Genomic DNA, 13818 nt, shown 5'->3' on the forward strand with positions numbered 1-13818 from the left:
GTCAGCGGCAGCGCGCGATCGGTCAGCGCCCGCAGCTGCGCCTGCACACCTCCCGGGTCCGGCGGAAGCGCGCCCGCGGTGGCGCGCCCGGCCTGGGTGTCGGTGCCCACCGCGACGATCACGGCCACTGCGGATCCGCTCACCACCGTACTGCCCTCGAACACCATGCAGGCCTGGTCGCCGAGCACCGCGCCCGGGGTGGCTTCGACCTGCTTGGGCACCGTCACCGATTCCCCGGTGAGGCCGGATTCGTCCATCTCCAGGTCGTCGGCGCGCAGCAGCCGGGCATCGGCGGGTACCACCTCGCCGGCGCGGATGGTGAATATGTCGCCGACCTCCAGTTGCTCGGCGGGAACGGTGGTGGCGGGGGGATCGTCGGCGTCGATATCGGCGCGTTCGATCAGCCGGGCGGTGAGTTTCTCGCCTTCGATGAGCTTGTGCAATTCGTTCTCGGCGGCCTGGCGCTGACGCGCGGAGATCATCGCGTTGACGGTGAGCACCGACGACAGCAGTACGGCATCGGACGGGGAACCGAGAATCGCGGTCGCCGCCGCACCGACACCGAGGATGGGGGTCAGCGGATCGGCCAGCTCGCGGCGCATATTCCCGAGGAACTCCATCAGCGGTGCCGCCGCGGTCAGCACGCCGTTGCGGCCGGCCGGTTCGGCGGGGCCCCGTTCGTCGAGCGGTACCGGTTCCGGCAGCCGAACCAGCACCTCCTCCGGCTCCAGCGCATGCCAGGGCAGCAGCGGCGCCGGCGCGGCGGAGGGTTCGCCGCGTGTCGCGCGCATCCCGGTCAGCGCCCCGCTGAACAGTCCCGCGAAGTTCGCGGCGATCATGGGAGCGGTCCTGGTGCGCGTGGCGGGTGCGGCGGCCAGTAGCAGGCCGGTGAGGCTGCAGGCCGATAACGCCAGGGTGCGGCCGCGCTCACTGACCTGCCGGGCGGGACCGACCGCGGCGAGGGTCCGCTGCACCTGCCCCAGGTCTCGGCACAATACGTCGGCCGACCACGGAATATGGATCTCGCTGCCCTCGCAACCGATGAGGCCGAGCGCCACGTCGGCGCGGTCGAGGGCTCTGTGCGCACGGGTGCTGAGCACCGCGACCGCGTGTCCGTCTCGTTGCAGCCGGTGCACATGCGCGCTGAGCGAACCGCGCGCGGAGACGAACTCGTCGGCCATCGATCGCAGTTCGCTCGCGTCCCGGTGCCCGGCGAGCACCACGCGCAGCCCGGCCCGGCGCGCGGTGTTCAGCACACCGTGGGCACGGGTGTCCAGTTCCCGCCCCACCAGGACACGGCCCACGGGCCGGCCGTTGTCGCGCAGTTCGCGCCACACCGGACGGAAGGTGGTCCCGCGATCGCGGGCGCCGGAGTTCGGCTGCACCAGTCGCACGTGGTGATCGCGCCGATCCCATTCGGTACTCTCCTCGTCGGGCTCCCACAGCAGGCGCTGCGCTGTACTCCACACTCGCGGGACGGACCAGGATTTGTCGGTGACCTCGGCGTCGAGCACCACCCGGCGGGAGGTTGCCAGCGATTCGCCGTCGATGACCAGCGCGGTCAGCCGGTCCAGGCGGCGCCACGCCGCCGGGTGCAGGGTCAGCGCACCGGCGCCTGCCAGGGAGGTGGCCACGGTGGCGGCGAACACCTCCCGGCCCGCGCGGGCCGCCTTGGGCGCGCCGAGCAGCAATGCGTCCGGGACGTCGCCTACCCGGCCGGCGCCGGCCAGGGCGGTGGCGCCGGCCAGGGACGCGGTCGCCGTCTCGTCGGCGACGCGCTCCACCGGTCCGCGCGGCAGGTCGGCGGGCCGGGTATAGGGTGGCAGCGGTTTGTCGACGCCGAAGTGCTCGGCGTCGACAATATCGGCTTCCCATTCTCGCCACTGCAGATGGCGGGCGACGGCCTCGGTGAGGACGAACCCGCGCTGCACCGTGTCGGCCAGCAGATTCGTCATTCCGCCGGCCGCGTCCTCACCCAGAGCGGTGCCCGTGGCATTGGCAATGGCCAGCAGCAGATCGGTACGGACGCCACCGAGCCGGTCCTCCAAGAGCCCACGCAGGCGGGGCTGGGCGTCGGTGAACGCCGCCACGGCCCGTACGGTGCGCATCAGCCCGCGCAACGGCGGCACCGTACCCGCGGCGGATACGGCGATGGCACAGATATCGCCCGCGACCTCGATCGCGGCCGCGAGCACCGGCTCGCGGTCGGCCGGGAATTCGGTGGCCCGGCTCCACCCATCCTCGGAGACCTTGGATTCCCGCTCGACCGCCTCGATCTCCGCCAGCAGCCGGTCCAGATCCGCGCCGCTGGACACGCTCGTGACAATTCGGCCGGTGACGGCGTTCACCCGCCACCACTTCACCCCCCGCAACCGGCCCAGGTGCTGTTCCAGGGCGCGGGCCACAGTGGAGCTGTGCCCGTTGCCCAGACCCTGTACCTCGATGGTGGCGCAGCCCTCGTCCTCGTTCACCGTGACGCGGCGTTGGGCGCGCCGGTCTCGGGGGTCGAGCAGGGCTGCCAGATCGTCCCGCAGCCTGTTCACCGGGCCGGGGCCGAACAGCGCGGCGGTCTCGGCCGCCTTCTCCACCGCCTGCAACGGCGTTTCCGCGGCCCTCACCCCGATATCGACGGCACGCTGCGCCCCGACGCGCACCGCGCCGGTGAGGGCCATGGTGGGTGTGGTAATCCAACGCGGAGCCGGCATGCTGCGGAGAGAGACAACCATAATCGGCATCTACCCGGCGTTTGCCGGTGCAAACGCCGGCAAACGCCCATTCGGGCGCCCTACGATGCCCACCGTTCGCGGGCATCTCGTGTCGCGCGATATGACACTGCGTGCTCACCGTTCCCGTACGCGGTCGCGGCCGATGTCTACTCCGCGCGGCCCACCGCCTTGCGAGCGGTACACCCACTCCCGGGCTGCGCGGAAGGGTCAACAGGTCGAGGACACCGGTTCGTTGCGCAGCCGTGCCTCGACGTAGTTCCATGCCTCGGCGAAGCCCGCGGCGGCCGCGGTCATATGTTCGGCGATATCGTAGGTCACCAGTGTCACGGGCGCGCCGGCGCGGCAGTAGCGGTCGACGACCTCCGCGACGGAGTCGTACGGTGTCAGTGTGTCGTAGCGGCCCTGCCAGATGTATATCGGAGCGCTCGGTACACCGTCGAAACGCCGCAGGCTGTTCTCACGCAGCACGTCGTGAGCGGCGGGGCTGTCCATCAAGGTCTTGGAGGCGGCCATCTGCTCCGCGCTACGGAACGCGCCGTGGAAGAGCAGGAACCGGCGGCAGGCGTCATTGGTGAATTCGCGGAACCAGAGTCCGTTTTCGTTGAGCTGATCCGAGATGGGCAGCCGAGCGGGGTATTCGCGCTCCAGTCCCATGGCGGCTGCGAAGGCCAGACCGAAGCCGGGATGCGGTGCGAAGCCGAGGCCGAGCGCCATCTGCTCGAGGTCGGCGGGAATCCCGCCTGCCACGGAGGCGGTGATCGCCAGGTCCGGCGCGTAGCTCGGCTGCAGGGCAGCGGCCCATGCGGTGGCCATGCCCCCACCGGAATAACCGGCCATGATGACGGGCGAGTCCCGCAGACCGAGTTCGGTGGCCCGCTGGACGGCCATGATGCTGTCGAGCGTCACCATCCCGCTGAGGCGTGCCGCGCCGTAGGCGACATTGGGACCGAGATAGTCGGGCAGCGAGATCGCCCAGCCGCGCTCGACCGGCAACATGGCGCCCACGGCGTCCTGCAACTCGCCGTTGAACAGCGACCGAGAAGGGTTGCACCGGGTGCCGAGGGAGTTGATCAGCGCCTGATACGAGATCAGCGGCGGGTGGGTGACGCCGTTCGGCAGTAGTACCGTGGTCACTCCCATGATCGGAGCGCCCATCGAGTTCGTGGACCGGAAGGCCACCTGCCAGGCGGTTGTCCCGAGGTAGGGGCCGCTATCGATCCGGCGGGTCCGCACCACATCGCCCGGCGCGAGCGCGGCGAGATCGGCCGGTGCCGTGTAGAAGAGGTCGGGATCGGGGGTCGGGTACAGCGGTTCGGCCTCGGCAGGGGCGATGAGAATACTGATGGAGACAAGACTCAGCACCAGAATCGCGAAGCGGGTGGCAGCTCTGAACACAGCCTTCCTTCCGGCATGGAAAACGGGTGGGCGAAGGTTCGGGACGAGTGGCGGGGTAACCGTCCCCGCGGAATGAGTGACCTGCGGATCGCGGGATGGTGGGGGGACGCGATGGATGCAGGGGTCGTCTGCTGAGTAGACGTCGCGACCGGCTTGTCTCCCTTTCGAATCCGTGATGTCCGACGGCACACGGTATACAACGCTCGGGCCGCTGCGCAGATATTAGTGCGGTTCGCGGCAGGAGGGTATGGATCCGGAGGTTCTGGTGACTATTGGGAAACGAACGGGCGGATCGTTGTGATCGGATCAGAACGGCCGGCCCGGTACGGCGTCGCGGTCGGTGCCGAAGGCGTGGTCGACAGCACGGAGCCGCTCGAGGTCCGCGGCGCGCAGCCGGTGCGCGGCCGGTGCGCGGCCGCGAACACCCGTGCCGGGTAGGCGCCCAGGAACATGCTGCCGAGCACCTCCATGCCGAACTCGATATCGGCGGTCCGGTCGGGGGGAACACAGTCGGTGATCCCGTCACGGACCGACAGCGCGAAGGTCCGCCCGCGGCGCGGAACGGGTCGTGGGCGGTGAGCACCACGTCCACATCGCCCTGATAGTCGCAGGCGGCCGGTCCACCGGCGCGCCGGTCGTACGCCGTATCCGATATGCCGCGAATAGCCGAACTTGTATCCGGCGCAGACCGGAGCGCCCGTCCCCACGTCCGAAAAGGCTTACCGGCCGCGATCGCGGGTAGCTCCCGAAGGCGGAACGGTGCCGGTCGGGCCGGCGGATACGGGACGGAGGAAGCGCATGCGGTTGCGGAGCAGCAGGCCCTACGGTCCCGGAATCCGTCGAATCGGGCGTGGGCGCGGGTTCTCCTATGTGACCACCGATGGGGAGCGCGTGACCGATGACGAGACGCTCGACCGCATTCGGCGCCTGGTGATTCCGCCTGCTTGGCGCAAGGTGTGGATCTGCTCCCACCCGAACGGGGCATATCCAGGCGATCGGTATCGACGTCGCGGGGCGGCGCCAGTACCTCTACCACGAACAGTGGCGCCGTGAACGGGATGAGGAGAAATTCGATCGTGTGCTGGAGTTGGCGGCGCGTCTGCCCGATGTGCGGCGGCGGACCTGGACTCGCCCGGGCTCGGTCGACACCGGGTGGAGGCGGTGGCGATCGGATTGGCGGACCGCGGCGTATTCCGGGTGGGCGGTGAGGAGTACGCCGCGGAGAACGGCACGCGGGGCGTGGCGACCCTGCTCCGCGGGCAGGTGCGCGTGTCGGGGACCGAGATGTTGTTCGACTATCCGGCCAAAGGGGTGTCCGTCGCCTGGTCCGCCTCGACGACCCCCGCCTGGCGAAAGCCGTTCGGGCGTTGCGCCGCGGCCGCGCCGACTCGGAACGGCTGCTGGTCTACCGCAACGGTTCCGGCTATCGGGAGCTGCGCGTGGACGAGGTCAATGCCCGGTTCAAGGAGTTGACCGATAGCGAGTGCAGTGTCAAGGATCTGCGTACCTGGCAGGGTACCGTGTTGGCCGCGTCGGCTTTCGGCACCGCCGAGCGCCTACGGTCGCAGCGGGGTCGCATCCGCGTTCGGCGCGCGGTCTTCGAGCGGGTCGCCGAGGCGCTGGGCAATACCCCGACGGTGGCCCGCGATTCCTATATCGACCCGCGGGTGGTGGAGGCATTCGACCGCGGCGCGACAATCGCGGCCGCATTGCGCCGCGCCGACCGTATCCACGACGAGGAACAGCGGACAGAGGTTGTCGAACGTGCGGTGATCCGGTTGCTGCGCGCGGCGAACCGGGCCGGGCGGGGATGAAGGGGCGCGGCACTCGACCGGGTGGGTGCGCGGATACCGGTCAGGTGGGAGGAGACTTCGGGCCGCCGGTGAGCTCGGAGTGATGATCGCGCATCGCCTCGATCACCGCCTGCAGGACACGGTGGGCCACCAGCAGTTCCTCGGTGGAGTGGCCCGACATTCCCGCGCGGGTTCGGTGGCCGAGCGGACCGAAGAACGAGCTCGCCACCGCCATACCGTGCTCGGCGTAGCGCAGAATCACTTTTCGGCGGTCGCCGGGGTCGGCCTCGCGGCGGATATGGCCGGAGGCGATCATGCGTTCTACCAGGTAGGTGATCGCCGCGGAGGATAGTCCGAGTAGCGAGCCCAGCCGCCCCGCGGTGAGCGGGCTACCCTCCGCGTCGGCGGTGGCGATATGCGTCAGTGCGCGGAAGTCGGTCGGGCGCAGGTCATTGGCCTGCGCGAACACCTGACCGAGTTGTTCGGAGATCACGGTCAGGGCGCGGATATCCGCGGCGATATCGGATTCGGCGGTCGTCCTGCCCTCATCGGGAGCGGCACCGCCGGTCGGGGGCAGGGTCACGTCGACATCCTCCTGTATTCGCGTCGATGCGATCGGAGCGACCGCTGTCTTGCGGAGTATTTCAGTTTCTGAAATAGTTTGCCGGGTGAATGCTTGGGAGCGGTATTCCGCCGTTGTCACCGGCCGGCGCTCGTGGATCGTGCTCGCGGGGATCATCGCAGTGGCCGCCTCGTTGATGGCACTGGTCGGCGACAACGACGACTCGGGTCGTGCACCGGAGTCCTTGCCGGATACGGCGGAGTCCGCCCGCGTACGCGATGCGCTCGCGGCGTTTCCCGGCGGGGATCGAGTGCCGGTGATCGTGGTGGTCACCCGAGCCGACGACACGAAACTCGGTGAGGCCGATATGGCCGCGGCCGCCGATGCCGTGAACCGGATCGCCCAGGAGGCGCCGGACGCCGCGCCCTCGGGCAAACCCGGGCTGATTCCCGCGTCCGACGGCGCGGCTGCCCTCGGCCAACTGGAGGTGCCCGCCGACCTGAACGGCAGCGCTCTCACCGAATATATCGACGGGCTCCGGGAAACCGCGCGGGCGCAGGCACCGTCGGGACTGGTTCTGCAGATCACCGGGGGTCCCGCGTTCGGCGCCGATATCGCCGACTCCTTCGCCGGCGCGGACGTGACCTTGCTCGCGGTCACCGCACTGGTCGTCGCCGTGCTGCTGATCGCGACCTATCGGTCTCCCGTGCTGTGGCTGGTGCCGCTGCTGATCATCGGCTTCGCCGATCGGACGGCCACCACGGTCGGAACCGGGCTGGCCCGCGCCACCGGCCTCACCTTCGACGGTTCGACGGCGGGCATCACCGGCGTGCTGGTGTTCGGCGCCGGCACGAATTACGCCCTGCTGTTGGTCTCCCGCTACCGCGACGAACTACACCGCTCCCAGGATCACCGCACCGCCTTGCGGGTGGCGGTCCGACGGGCCGGACCGGCGATCCTCGCCAGCAATATCACCGTGGTCCTCGCGCTCCTGGTGCTGCTGACCGCGACATTGCCCAACACTCGATCCCTCGGCTTGTTCGCCGCCGCCGGTTTGCTGGTCGCCGTCGTATTCGTGCTGTTGGCGTTGCCGCCCACGCTGGCGCTGTGCGGTAGGAAGGTCTTCTGGCCGTTCATCCCGCGCGTCGACGAGCGCGACATCGCGGTGCGCGGTGCCTGGCATACGATCGCGGCGCGGGTGGTGGCCCGCCCGGTGCCGGTGGTGGTGAGCGCGCTGATGCTCCTCGCGGTCTGCGCGAGTGTCCTGTTCGGTGTGCGGGTGGGCCTGTCGCAGACCGAGCAGTTCCGGGTCGACGCCGAATCCGTCACGGGTTTCGACACCCTGGTCGCGCATTTCCCCTCGGGCACCGCGGATCCCACCACGGTGTTGGCGGACGAACGAGCCGCACCGCAGGTCCGGCGGGAGCTCGAGGCCCTGCCGGAAGTAACCCGTGCCTCCATCGCCGGACCGCTGCACGACGGGTTGAATCGCTGGGCGGTCACCCTCGAGGCCGAACCGGATTCCAACGGCGCCTTCGCCGCGATCGAGAATATCCGTACCGCATTGGCCGGCATCCCGGACGCCGATGCGCTGGTCGGCGGCAGTGATGCCGAAGCCCTCGACACCCGCGACGCGTCCCGACGCGACCTGGTGCTGATGGTACCGCTCATCCTGGCCGTGGTGTTCACGGTGCTCCTGGTGCTGCTGCGCGCGGTCCCCGCCGCGGTGCTGCTCATCGGTGTCACCGTGCTCAGCGCGCTGGCCGCCCTCGGTGTGGGCAGCGGGTCGGTGAGCATATCTTCGGGTTCCCGGCGCTGGACACCTCGGTGCCACTGTTCGGGTTCCTGTTCCTGGTCGCCCTGGGCGTGGACTACACGATCTTCCTGGTGACCCGGGCCAGAGAGGAAACACCCGACCGCGGCACCACCGCCGGGATCGTGCGCGCGGTATCGGCCACCGGTGCGGTCATCACCAGTGCGGGCATCGTGCTCGCCGCGGTGTTCTGTGTGCTCGGCGTCCTGCCGCTCATCACCCTCACGCAACTGGGGATCATCGTCGGTATCGGCATCGTGCTCGACACCTTCCTGGTCCGCACCGTCGTCACTCCGGCGCTGTTCACGCTGGTCGGACCCGCGGTGTGGTGGCCGAGCAGATTGACCGCCGAGCGGTAGCCGGCGCGGCCACCGGCGCTGTCAGTCGGCGAATACGTCCGTCAGATCACCGTAGAGGCGCTGTTCGGTGAACCGGAGCGCCGGCCCGTTCTCGGTGTCCACCGAGCGGACCGTGCCGAACACGCTTCCCGGAATATCCAGGGTCCGACCGTTTTTCAGGTCGTAGTGGATCCGGAGTTCGAGAGCGAAATCGATGGAGCCGTCCGCCCGCACCGCTTCGACAAGTGAGGTCACGGTGTGTTCGATACCCGTGCAGCGGTCCAATACGACCTGGATCGACCGGGCCGCGGCTTCGCGGCCGGTGACCGTCGGGGCGTTGGCGAAGGTCAAGCGGACATCCTCGGTCATCAGGGCACACGCCTCCGTCAGCCGGTCCGGATCGAGTGTGTCGACCAGCTGGTAGTAGTGCTCACCCAGCTCCCGTACGGAAGTTACGGCCGTGGTCATGGTTCTCCTCGTGCTGCTTTCTCGGGTGTCCCGCTGGTGCGAGCACCGACAGGACCGGTGTACGCGCGCCGGACCGTGGTCCCCGCGCTGTGCCCACCGTAGACGAAAACCGTAGGTATATCGAGGAATTGGTCTCACCCCGCCTGTGCCGGTCGAGCTACGGAGACCGTTGCCCATCCGCCGGTCGGGGAGCGGCCTCGGCCGGTCGGGAAATGGTGTCGATGACATCGGCGATGATCCGGTCGAACAACTCGTCGGGCTCGGGCGGCGCGACGGTACGTGCTCGGCGAAATCAGCGGTCTCCATTGCGGGGCATACCACCGATTCCGCCGGCCAATCGTCCGAGCGCTGATGTCCCGGACGATGGTCGCCTCACCCATGGATGTGACAGGTGGGCGAGAGCGGGTATCCAACACGGAAGAAGCCCGGCTGGAGGTGGTGGCAATGCGTGAGAACCATTTCGGCGCGCCGGAGGTGATCGTCCCGGTGGTCGAGGAGAAGCCGATGCGGACCTGGCTATGGCCCACGATGCTCATCATCGCGTCCGTCATCGGTATCGGCATCATCGTGATGGTGCTGGTGAGCAATGCCGATTTCGACACCGGACCCGCGAAGGTGACCCCGACGCCGGGGCCTTGCGAGCCGTTCTGCACGAACACCGTCGCTCCGCCGGGCCCTTGATCCGGTCCGGCCTCGGCCGGGTCGTCACCGGCGCCGTGCTGTTAGTGTTCGCGACGATGCTGCCGATGAGAGACGTTCGATGACCGACACACCCCCTCCGGCGATGCGGGGGGCCGGCCACGTTCCGGATGCGAACCCGTCCGACCCCGAATCGGCCGATCCCATCGTCGACTACCGGTTCACCCTGGCCAATGAACGCACGTTCCTGGCCTGGAGCCGTACCGCGCTCGGGCTTCTCGCCGCGGGCGTCGCCGTACACCAATTGGTGGACCCGGATCGGATGACCATCGTGCGTACCGCGCTCGCGACGGGGTGCACGATTCTCGCGGTCGTCACCGCGCTCGGCGCCTATCTGCGTTGGCGCAAGGTCGCGGCCGCCATGCATGCGGGCCGCGCGCTACCGCCCACCTGGTTGATACCGAGCCTTACCGCGGGCATCGCGATCATGACCGGTCTCGTCGCGATCGGACTGTGGCTGTGGTAGGGGCGGGCGGTGGGAGGGACGTCCCGATGCCGATAACCCTGCCCGATGAAGTCGAGGCCACTATCCGGGAGTTTTTCGAGGAGCGGGGCGAACGCTGGCTCGCGGACCTGCCCGATGTGGTGTCCCGGCGGTGCCTGGACTGGGAGTTGGAGCTCGTCGGCCGGTCGTTCGGGGGCGGCACCCATTCGTTCGTGGCACCGGTGCGGTGCGGCGCCGGTACGGTCGCGGTGCTGAAGGTCCCGGTTGTCGACGAGGAGAACGCCGGTGAGGCCGCGGGGCTGCATTGTTACCAGGGCGACGGCGCGGTACGACTCTACGACTTCGACCCGGACAGTGGCGCCATGCTGCTGGAGTGGGCGCGTCCCGGCACGCCGTTGCTCGTCCAGCCCCCGACCCCCTTGGAGGGCCTTCCGGAGAACACGGACAGGGTGCGGCTCGCCTGTGCCCTGTATCGGCGCCTGCGTCGACCGGCCGTCGATATCCCGGCCGGATACCCGCCGCTGCCCCTGGTGGCCGATGTGGTGGCCGATTGGGTGCGGCGGCTGTCCGACTCGACGCTGACCGAGCGGCTGTCGCCGGAACTGATCGCACAGGCGCGGTACTGGTGTGCGGAACTGGCCGAACCGGACGGGCCGCCGGTGATCGTCAACCGCGATACGCACCTGGGCAATATCATTGCCGCCGAACGGGAGCCGTGGTTGCTGGTCGACCCGAAGGCGTACCTGGGGGAGGCGGCGTTCGATGCCGGATTTCTCATCCTGAAACAGGTGGAGACTCATCCCGACCCCGCACGTGCCCGTCCTCAGGTCGCCGCGACGGCGGAGTGGCTCGAGGTGGACCGGGAACGGGCCCGCGGATGGGCGTTCATGCGGGCGTTGGAAGAAGTCGCGTGGTCGCTCGAGGACGACCGTCCCGACGATGTGCGCAGATTTCTCACGGTGGCCGCGGCGCTGGTGTGAACGGTGGACGGGGTGCCGGTCCGCCGATCGGGACCCCGGCCCGCGACAGCGGCACGCCGAGGCGCCATACTCGACAGGTGAGTGCACCAGCCGTCACCAAGCCCGCCATCCTCAGCGTGGACGACGATCCGGGGGTGTCCCGGGCCGTTGTCCGCGATCTGCGGCGCCGTTACGGCGCCGACTATCGCATCCTGCGCGCCGAGTCCGGTGCACAGGCGCTGGAAGCGCTGCGCGAGATGAAGCTGCGCGATCAGCCCATCGCGGTGCTGATCGCCGATTACCGGATGCCGGGTATGGACGGTATCGAGTTCCTCGAGCAGGCCATGGACCTGCATCCTTTCGCGCGGCGCGTGTTGCTGACCGCCTACGCCGACACCAACGCCGCCATCGATGCGATCAATGTGGTCGACCTCGACCACTACCTGCTCAAACCCTGGGATCCGCCGGAGGAGAAGCTGTACCCGGTGCTGGACTCCTTGCTCGACGCCTGGCTGTCGAGCAAACATCGGCCGGTGCACGGGACCAAGGTCGTCGGTAATCGGTGGTCGCCGCGTTCCTCCCAGGTCAGGGAGTTTCTGGCCCGCAACCAGCTACCGTACCGCTGGTTTCCGGCCGAGGAACCGGAGGGCGCGCGGCTGCTCGAGGCCGCCGGGGCCGATCCGCGCAGTTGCCCGGTGGTGATCACCGAGAGCGGACAGGCGCTGATCCAGCCCAGCGACGGCGAACTGGCCGAGAGCGTGGGACTGAGCACCGAACCGACCGGCGATTTCTACGACCTCATTGTCGTCGGGGGCGGTCCGGCCGGACTGGGCTCGGCGGTGTACGGCGCTTCCGAGGGGCTGCGAACCGTCCTGGTCGAACGCACCGCGACCGGTGGCCAGGCGGGACAGAGTTCGCGGATCGAGAACTATCTGGGGTTCCCGGACGGGCTGTCCGGCGCGCAACTGGCCGACCGGGCGCGGCGGCAGGCCGCGAAGTTCGGCGCGGAGGTGATCACCACCCGCGAGGTGGTCGGGCTCGAGGTGAACGGGTCGGCCCGCACTGTGCGCTTCGCCGACGGCGGCACGCTGTCCGGACACACGGTCATCGTCGCGACCGGCGTCGACTACCGCCGGCATCCCGCTCCCGGCGTGGACGAATTCACTGGGCGCGGTGTCTACTATGGTTCGGCGATGACCGAGGCCGCCGAATGCGCCGGGCACGACGTCTATATTGTCGGCGGGGCGAACTCGGCGGGACAGGCGGCGATGTTCCTGTCCCGCAACGCGCGCACGGTGCACCTGGTGGTCCGCGCCGACTCGCTGGAAAAGTCCATGTCCTATTACCTGGTCCAGCAGATCGCCCAGGTGCCCACCATCCGCGTGCACACCAATACCGAGGTGGTCGCGGTCGACGGCGACGACCACCTGCACACGGTCGTGTTGCGCGACAACCGCACCGGCGCCGAGGAGAAGGCACCCGCCGAACGGCTGTTCCTGTTCATCGGGGCCGCCCCGCAGACCGAATGGCTCGACGGCGTGGTGTGCCGTGACACCGCCGGATACGTCCTGGCCGGGCCCGACCTCATGGTGGACGGCGCCCGTCCGGGCGGTTGGGAATTGCCGCGACCACCACACCATCTGGAGACGAGCGTGCCGGGGGTGTTCGTCGCCGGTGACGTCCACGCCGAGTCCGCCAAGCGGGTGGCCTCGGCCGTCGGTGAGGGCGCCATGGCCGTCATGCTCGTGCACCGGTACCTGGCATAGGAAGGCCGAGGAATGAGTATCTGCGATCCCACCGAACTGCGGACGCTGTTCCTGTTCGAGAAGCTCGACGAGGACCAGTTGGCATGGCTGTGCGCCGATGGCCGTATCGAGCACCTCGAATCGGGTCCGGTATTCCACGAGGGCGACCCGGCGACATGTTTCTACGTGCTGATGGACGGCGAGCTGCGGCTGACCAAGCTCTCGGCGGGCCGGGAGATCGAGATGGTGCACACCGACCACCGCGGCTCCTATGCCGGCGCGTGGACGGCCTATCTGGGCGAGCGGGCCGATACCCATTACACCGTTTCGATGTACGTCACCCGCCCCTCGCGCTTCTTCGTGCTGGACGGGCAGGTTTTCGCCCGGATGATGCACGAGTGGTTTCCGATGGCCGTGCACCTGCTCGATGGCGCGTTCTTCGGCACTCGCAACACCAATGCCCGGATCGCGCAGCGCGAACGTCTGCTGGCGCTCGGCTCGCTGTCGGCGGGTCTGACCCATGAGCTGAACAACCCGGCCGCGGCCGCCGTCCGGGCGACCTCCGGGCTGCGCGACCGGGTCGCGGGGATGCGGCACAAACTCGCCATGATGGCCCAGGGAAAGTTCGATACCGCGTCCCTGGAAACGCTCGTCCGGTTGCAGGAGGAGGCTGCGGCGCAGGTGGCCAAGGCACCGGAGCTGACCCCGCTCGAGGCCGCCGACCGCGAGGACCTGCTCGGCGACTGGCTCGACGAACACGAGGTACGTGACGGCTGGGAGCTCGCCCCCAACTTCGTCCAGGCCGGTTTCGACACCGACTGGCTCGAGCGGGTGGTCGCCGTCCTGGAGGGCTGTCCGCCCACAGTGCTCGAGGG

Annotated in this window: 10 protein-coding genes and 2 pseudogenes; 7 read left to right on the forward strand and 5 right to left on the reverse strand. The window is 69.0% G+C overall.

The window, feature by feature from the left end; translation table 11 throughout:
• The 3 genes from ON20_RS23065 to ON20_RS36680 form a co-directional block, all read right to left on the reverse strand.
• A partial coding sequence (locus tag ON20_RS23065; RefSeq protein WP_498043797.1) for a P-type ATPase actuator domain-containing protein occupies positions 1–2672 on the reverse strand: 2672 nt, incomplete at its 3' end.
• A gap of 261 nt (positions 2673–2933) precedes the next feature.
• A complete protein-coding gene (locus tag ON20_RS23070; protein ID WP_086009054.1) occupies positions 2934–4121 on the reverse strand; it encodes a lipase family protein in 1188 nt (395 codons plus the stop codon).
• Between the two features lie 269 nt (positions 4122–4390).
• Entirely contained in the window at positions 4391–4591 is a 201-nt protein-coding gene (locus ON20_RS36680) for a hypothetical protein (protein ID WP_157228959.1), read from the reverse strand.
• Positions 4592–4919: 328 nt separating this feature from the next.
• Between ON20_RS36680 and ON20_RS23080 the strand changes: the two are divergent.
• Positions 4920–5935: pseudogene (locus ON20_RS23080) on the forward strand (DNA topoisomerase IB).
• Between the two features lie 40 nt (positions 5936–5975).
• On the opposite strand, the gene ON20_RS23085 reads toward ON20_RS23080, so the two are convergent.
• Positions 5976–6497: a MarR family winged helix-turn-helix transcriptional regulator gene (locus tag ON20_RS23085; protein WP_438803432.1), complete on the reverse strand. Its 522-nt coding sequence runs from the start codon at positions 6495–6497 to the stop codon at positions 5976–5978.
• A 175-nt stretch (positions 6498–6672) separates the two neighbouring features.
• Between ON20_RS23085 and ON20_RS23090 the strand changes: the two are divergent.
• Positions 6673–8648: pseudogene (locus ON20_RS23090) on the forward strand (MMPL family transporter).
• 21 nt (positions 8649–8669) lie between these two features.
• On the opposite strand, the gene ON20_RS23095 reads toward ON20_RS23090, so the two are convergent.
• Entirely contained in the window at positions 8670–9095 is a 426-nt protein-coding gene (locus tag ON20_RS23095) for a nuclear transport factor 2 family protein (protein ID WP_040838544.1), read from the reverse strand.
• A gap of 444 nt (positions 9096–9539) precedes the next feature.
• Here ON20_RS23095 and ON20_RS23105 point away from each other — a divergent pair, with 444 nt between their 5' ends.
• The 5 genes from ON20_RS23105 to ON20_RS23125 all read left to right on the forward strand — a co-directional run.
• On the forward strand, positions 9540–9776 hold the full coding sequence (locus ON20_RS23105) for a hypothetical protein (protein WP_157228960.1): 237 nt from the start codon (positions 9540–9542) through the stop codon (positions 9774–9776).
• Between the two features lie 79 nt (positions 9777–9855).
• Positions 9856–10260, forward strand: coding sequence for a YidH family protein (locus tag ON20_RS23110; RefSeq protein WP_245547416.1), 405 nt, complete (start codon positions 9856–9858; stop codon positions 10258–10260).
• Between the two features lie 26 nt (positions 10261–10286).
• On the forward strand, positions 10287–11219 hold the full coding sequence (locus ON20_RS23115) for an aminoglycoside phosphotransferase family protein (RefSeq protein ID WP_040838550.1): 933 nt from the start codon (positions 10287–10289) through the stop codon (positions 11217–11219).
• A 77-nt stretch (positions 11220–11296) separates the two neighbouring features.
• On the forward strand, positions 11297–12964 hold the full coding sequence (locus tag ON20_RS23120; protein WP_040838552.1) for an NAD(P)/FAD-dependent oxidoreductase: 1668 nt from the start codon (positions 11297–11299) through the stop codon (positions 12962–12964).
• A gap of 12 nt (positions 12965–12976) precedes the next feature.
• The coding region (locus ON20_RS23125) for a cyclic nucleotide-binding domain-containing protein (RefSeq protein ID WP_040838554.1) at positions 12977–13818 on the forward strand (842 nt) is incomplete at its 3' end.

Origin of the sequence: Nocardia brevicatena NBRC 12119 (genome assembly GCF_000308495.1) — a bacterium.
In the GTDB taxonomy this organism is placed as follows: domain Bacteria; phylum Actinomycetota; class Actinomycetes; order Mycobacteriales; family Mycobacteriaceae; genus Nocardia; species Nocardia brevicatena.

Excerpts from the sequence above, each read along its gene's own strand:
- ON20_RS23110 (WP_245547416.1), top strand. The coding sequence starts at position 9,856 with ATGACCGACACACCCCCTCCGGCGATGCGGGGGGCCGGCCACGTTCCG.
- ON20_RS23115 (WP_040838550.1), top strand. The coding sequence starts at position 10,287 with ATGCCGATAACCCTGCCCGATGAAGTCGAGGCCACTATCCGGGAGTTT.
- ON20_RS23095 (WP_040838544.1), bottom strand. The coding sequence starts at position 9,095 with ATGACCACGGCCGTAACTTCCGTACGGGAGCTGGGTGAGCACTACTAC.
- ON20_RS23105 (WP_157228960.1), top strand. The coding sequence starts at position 9,540 with ATGCGTGAGAACCATTTCGGCGCGCCGGAGGTGATCGTCCCGGTGGTC.
- ON20_RS36680 (WP_157228959.1), bottom strand. The coding sequence starts at position 4,591 with ATGGAGGTGCTCGGCAGCATGTTCCTGGGCGCCTACCCGGCACGGGTG.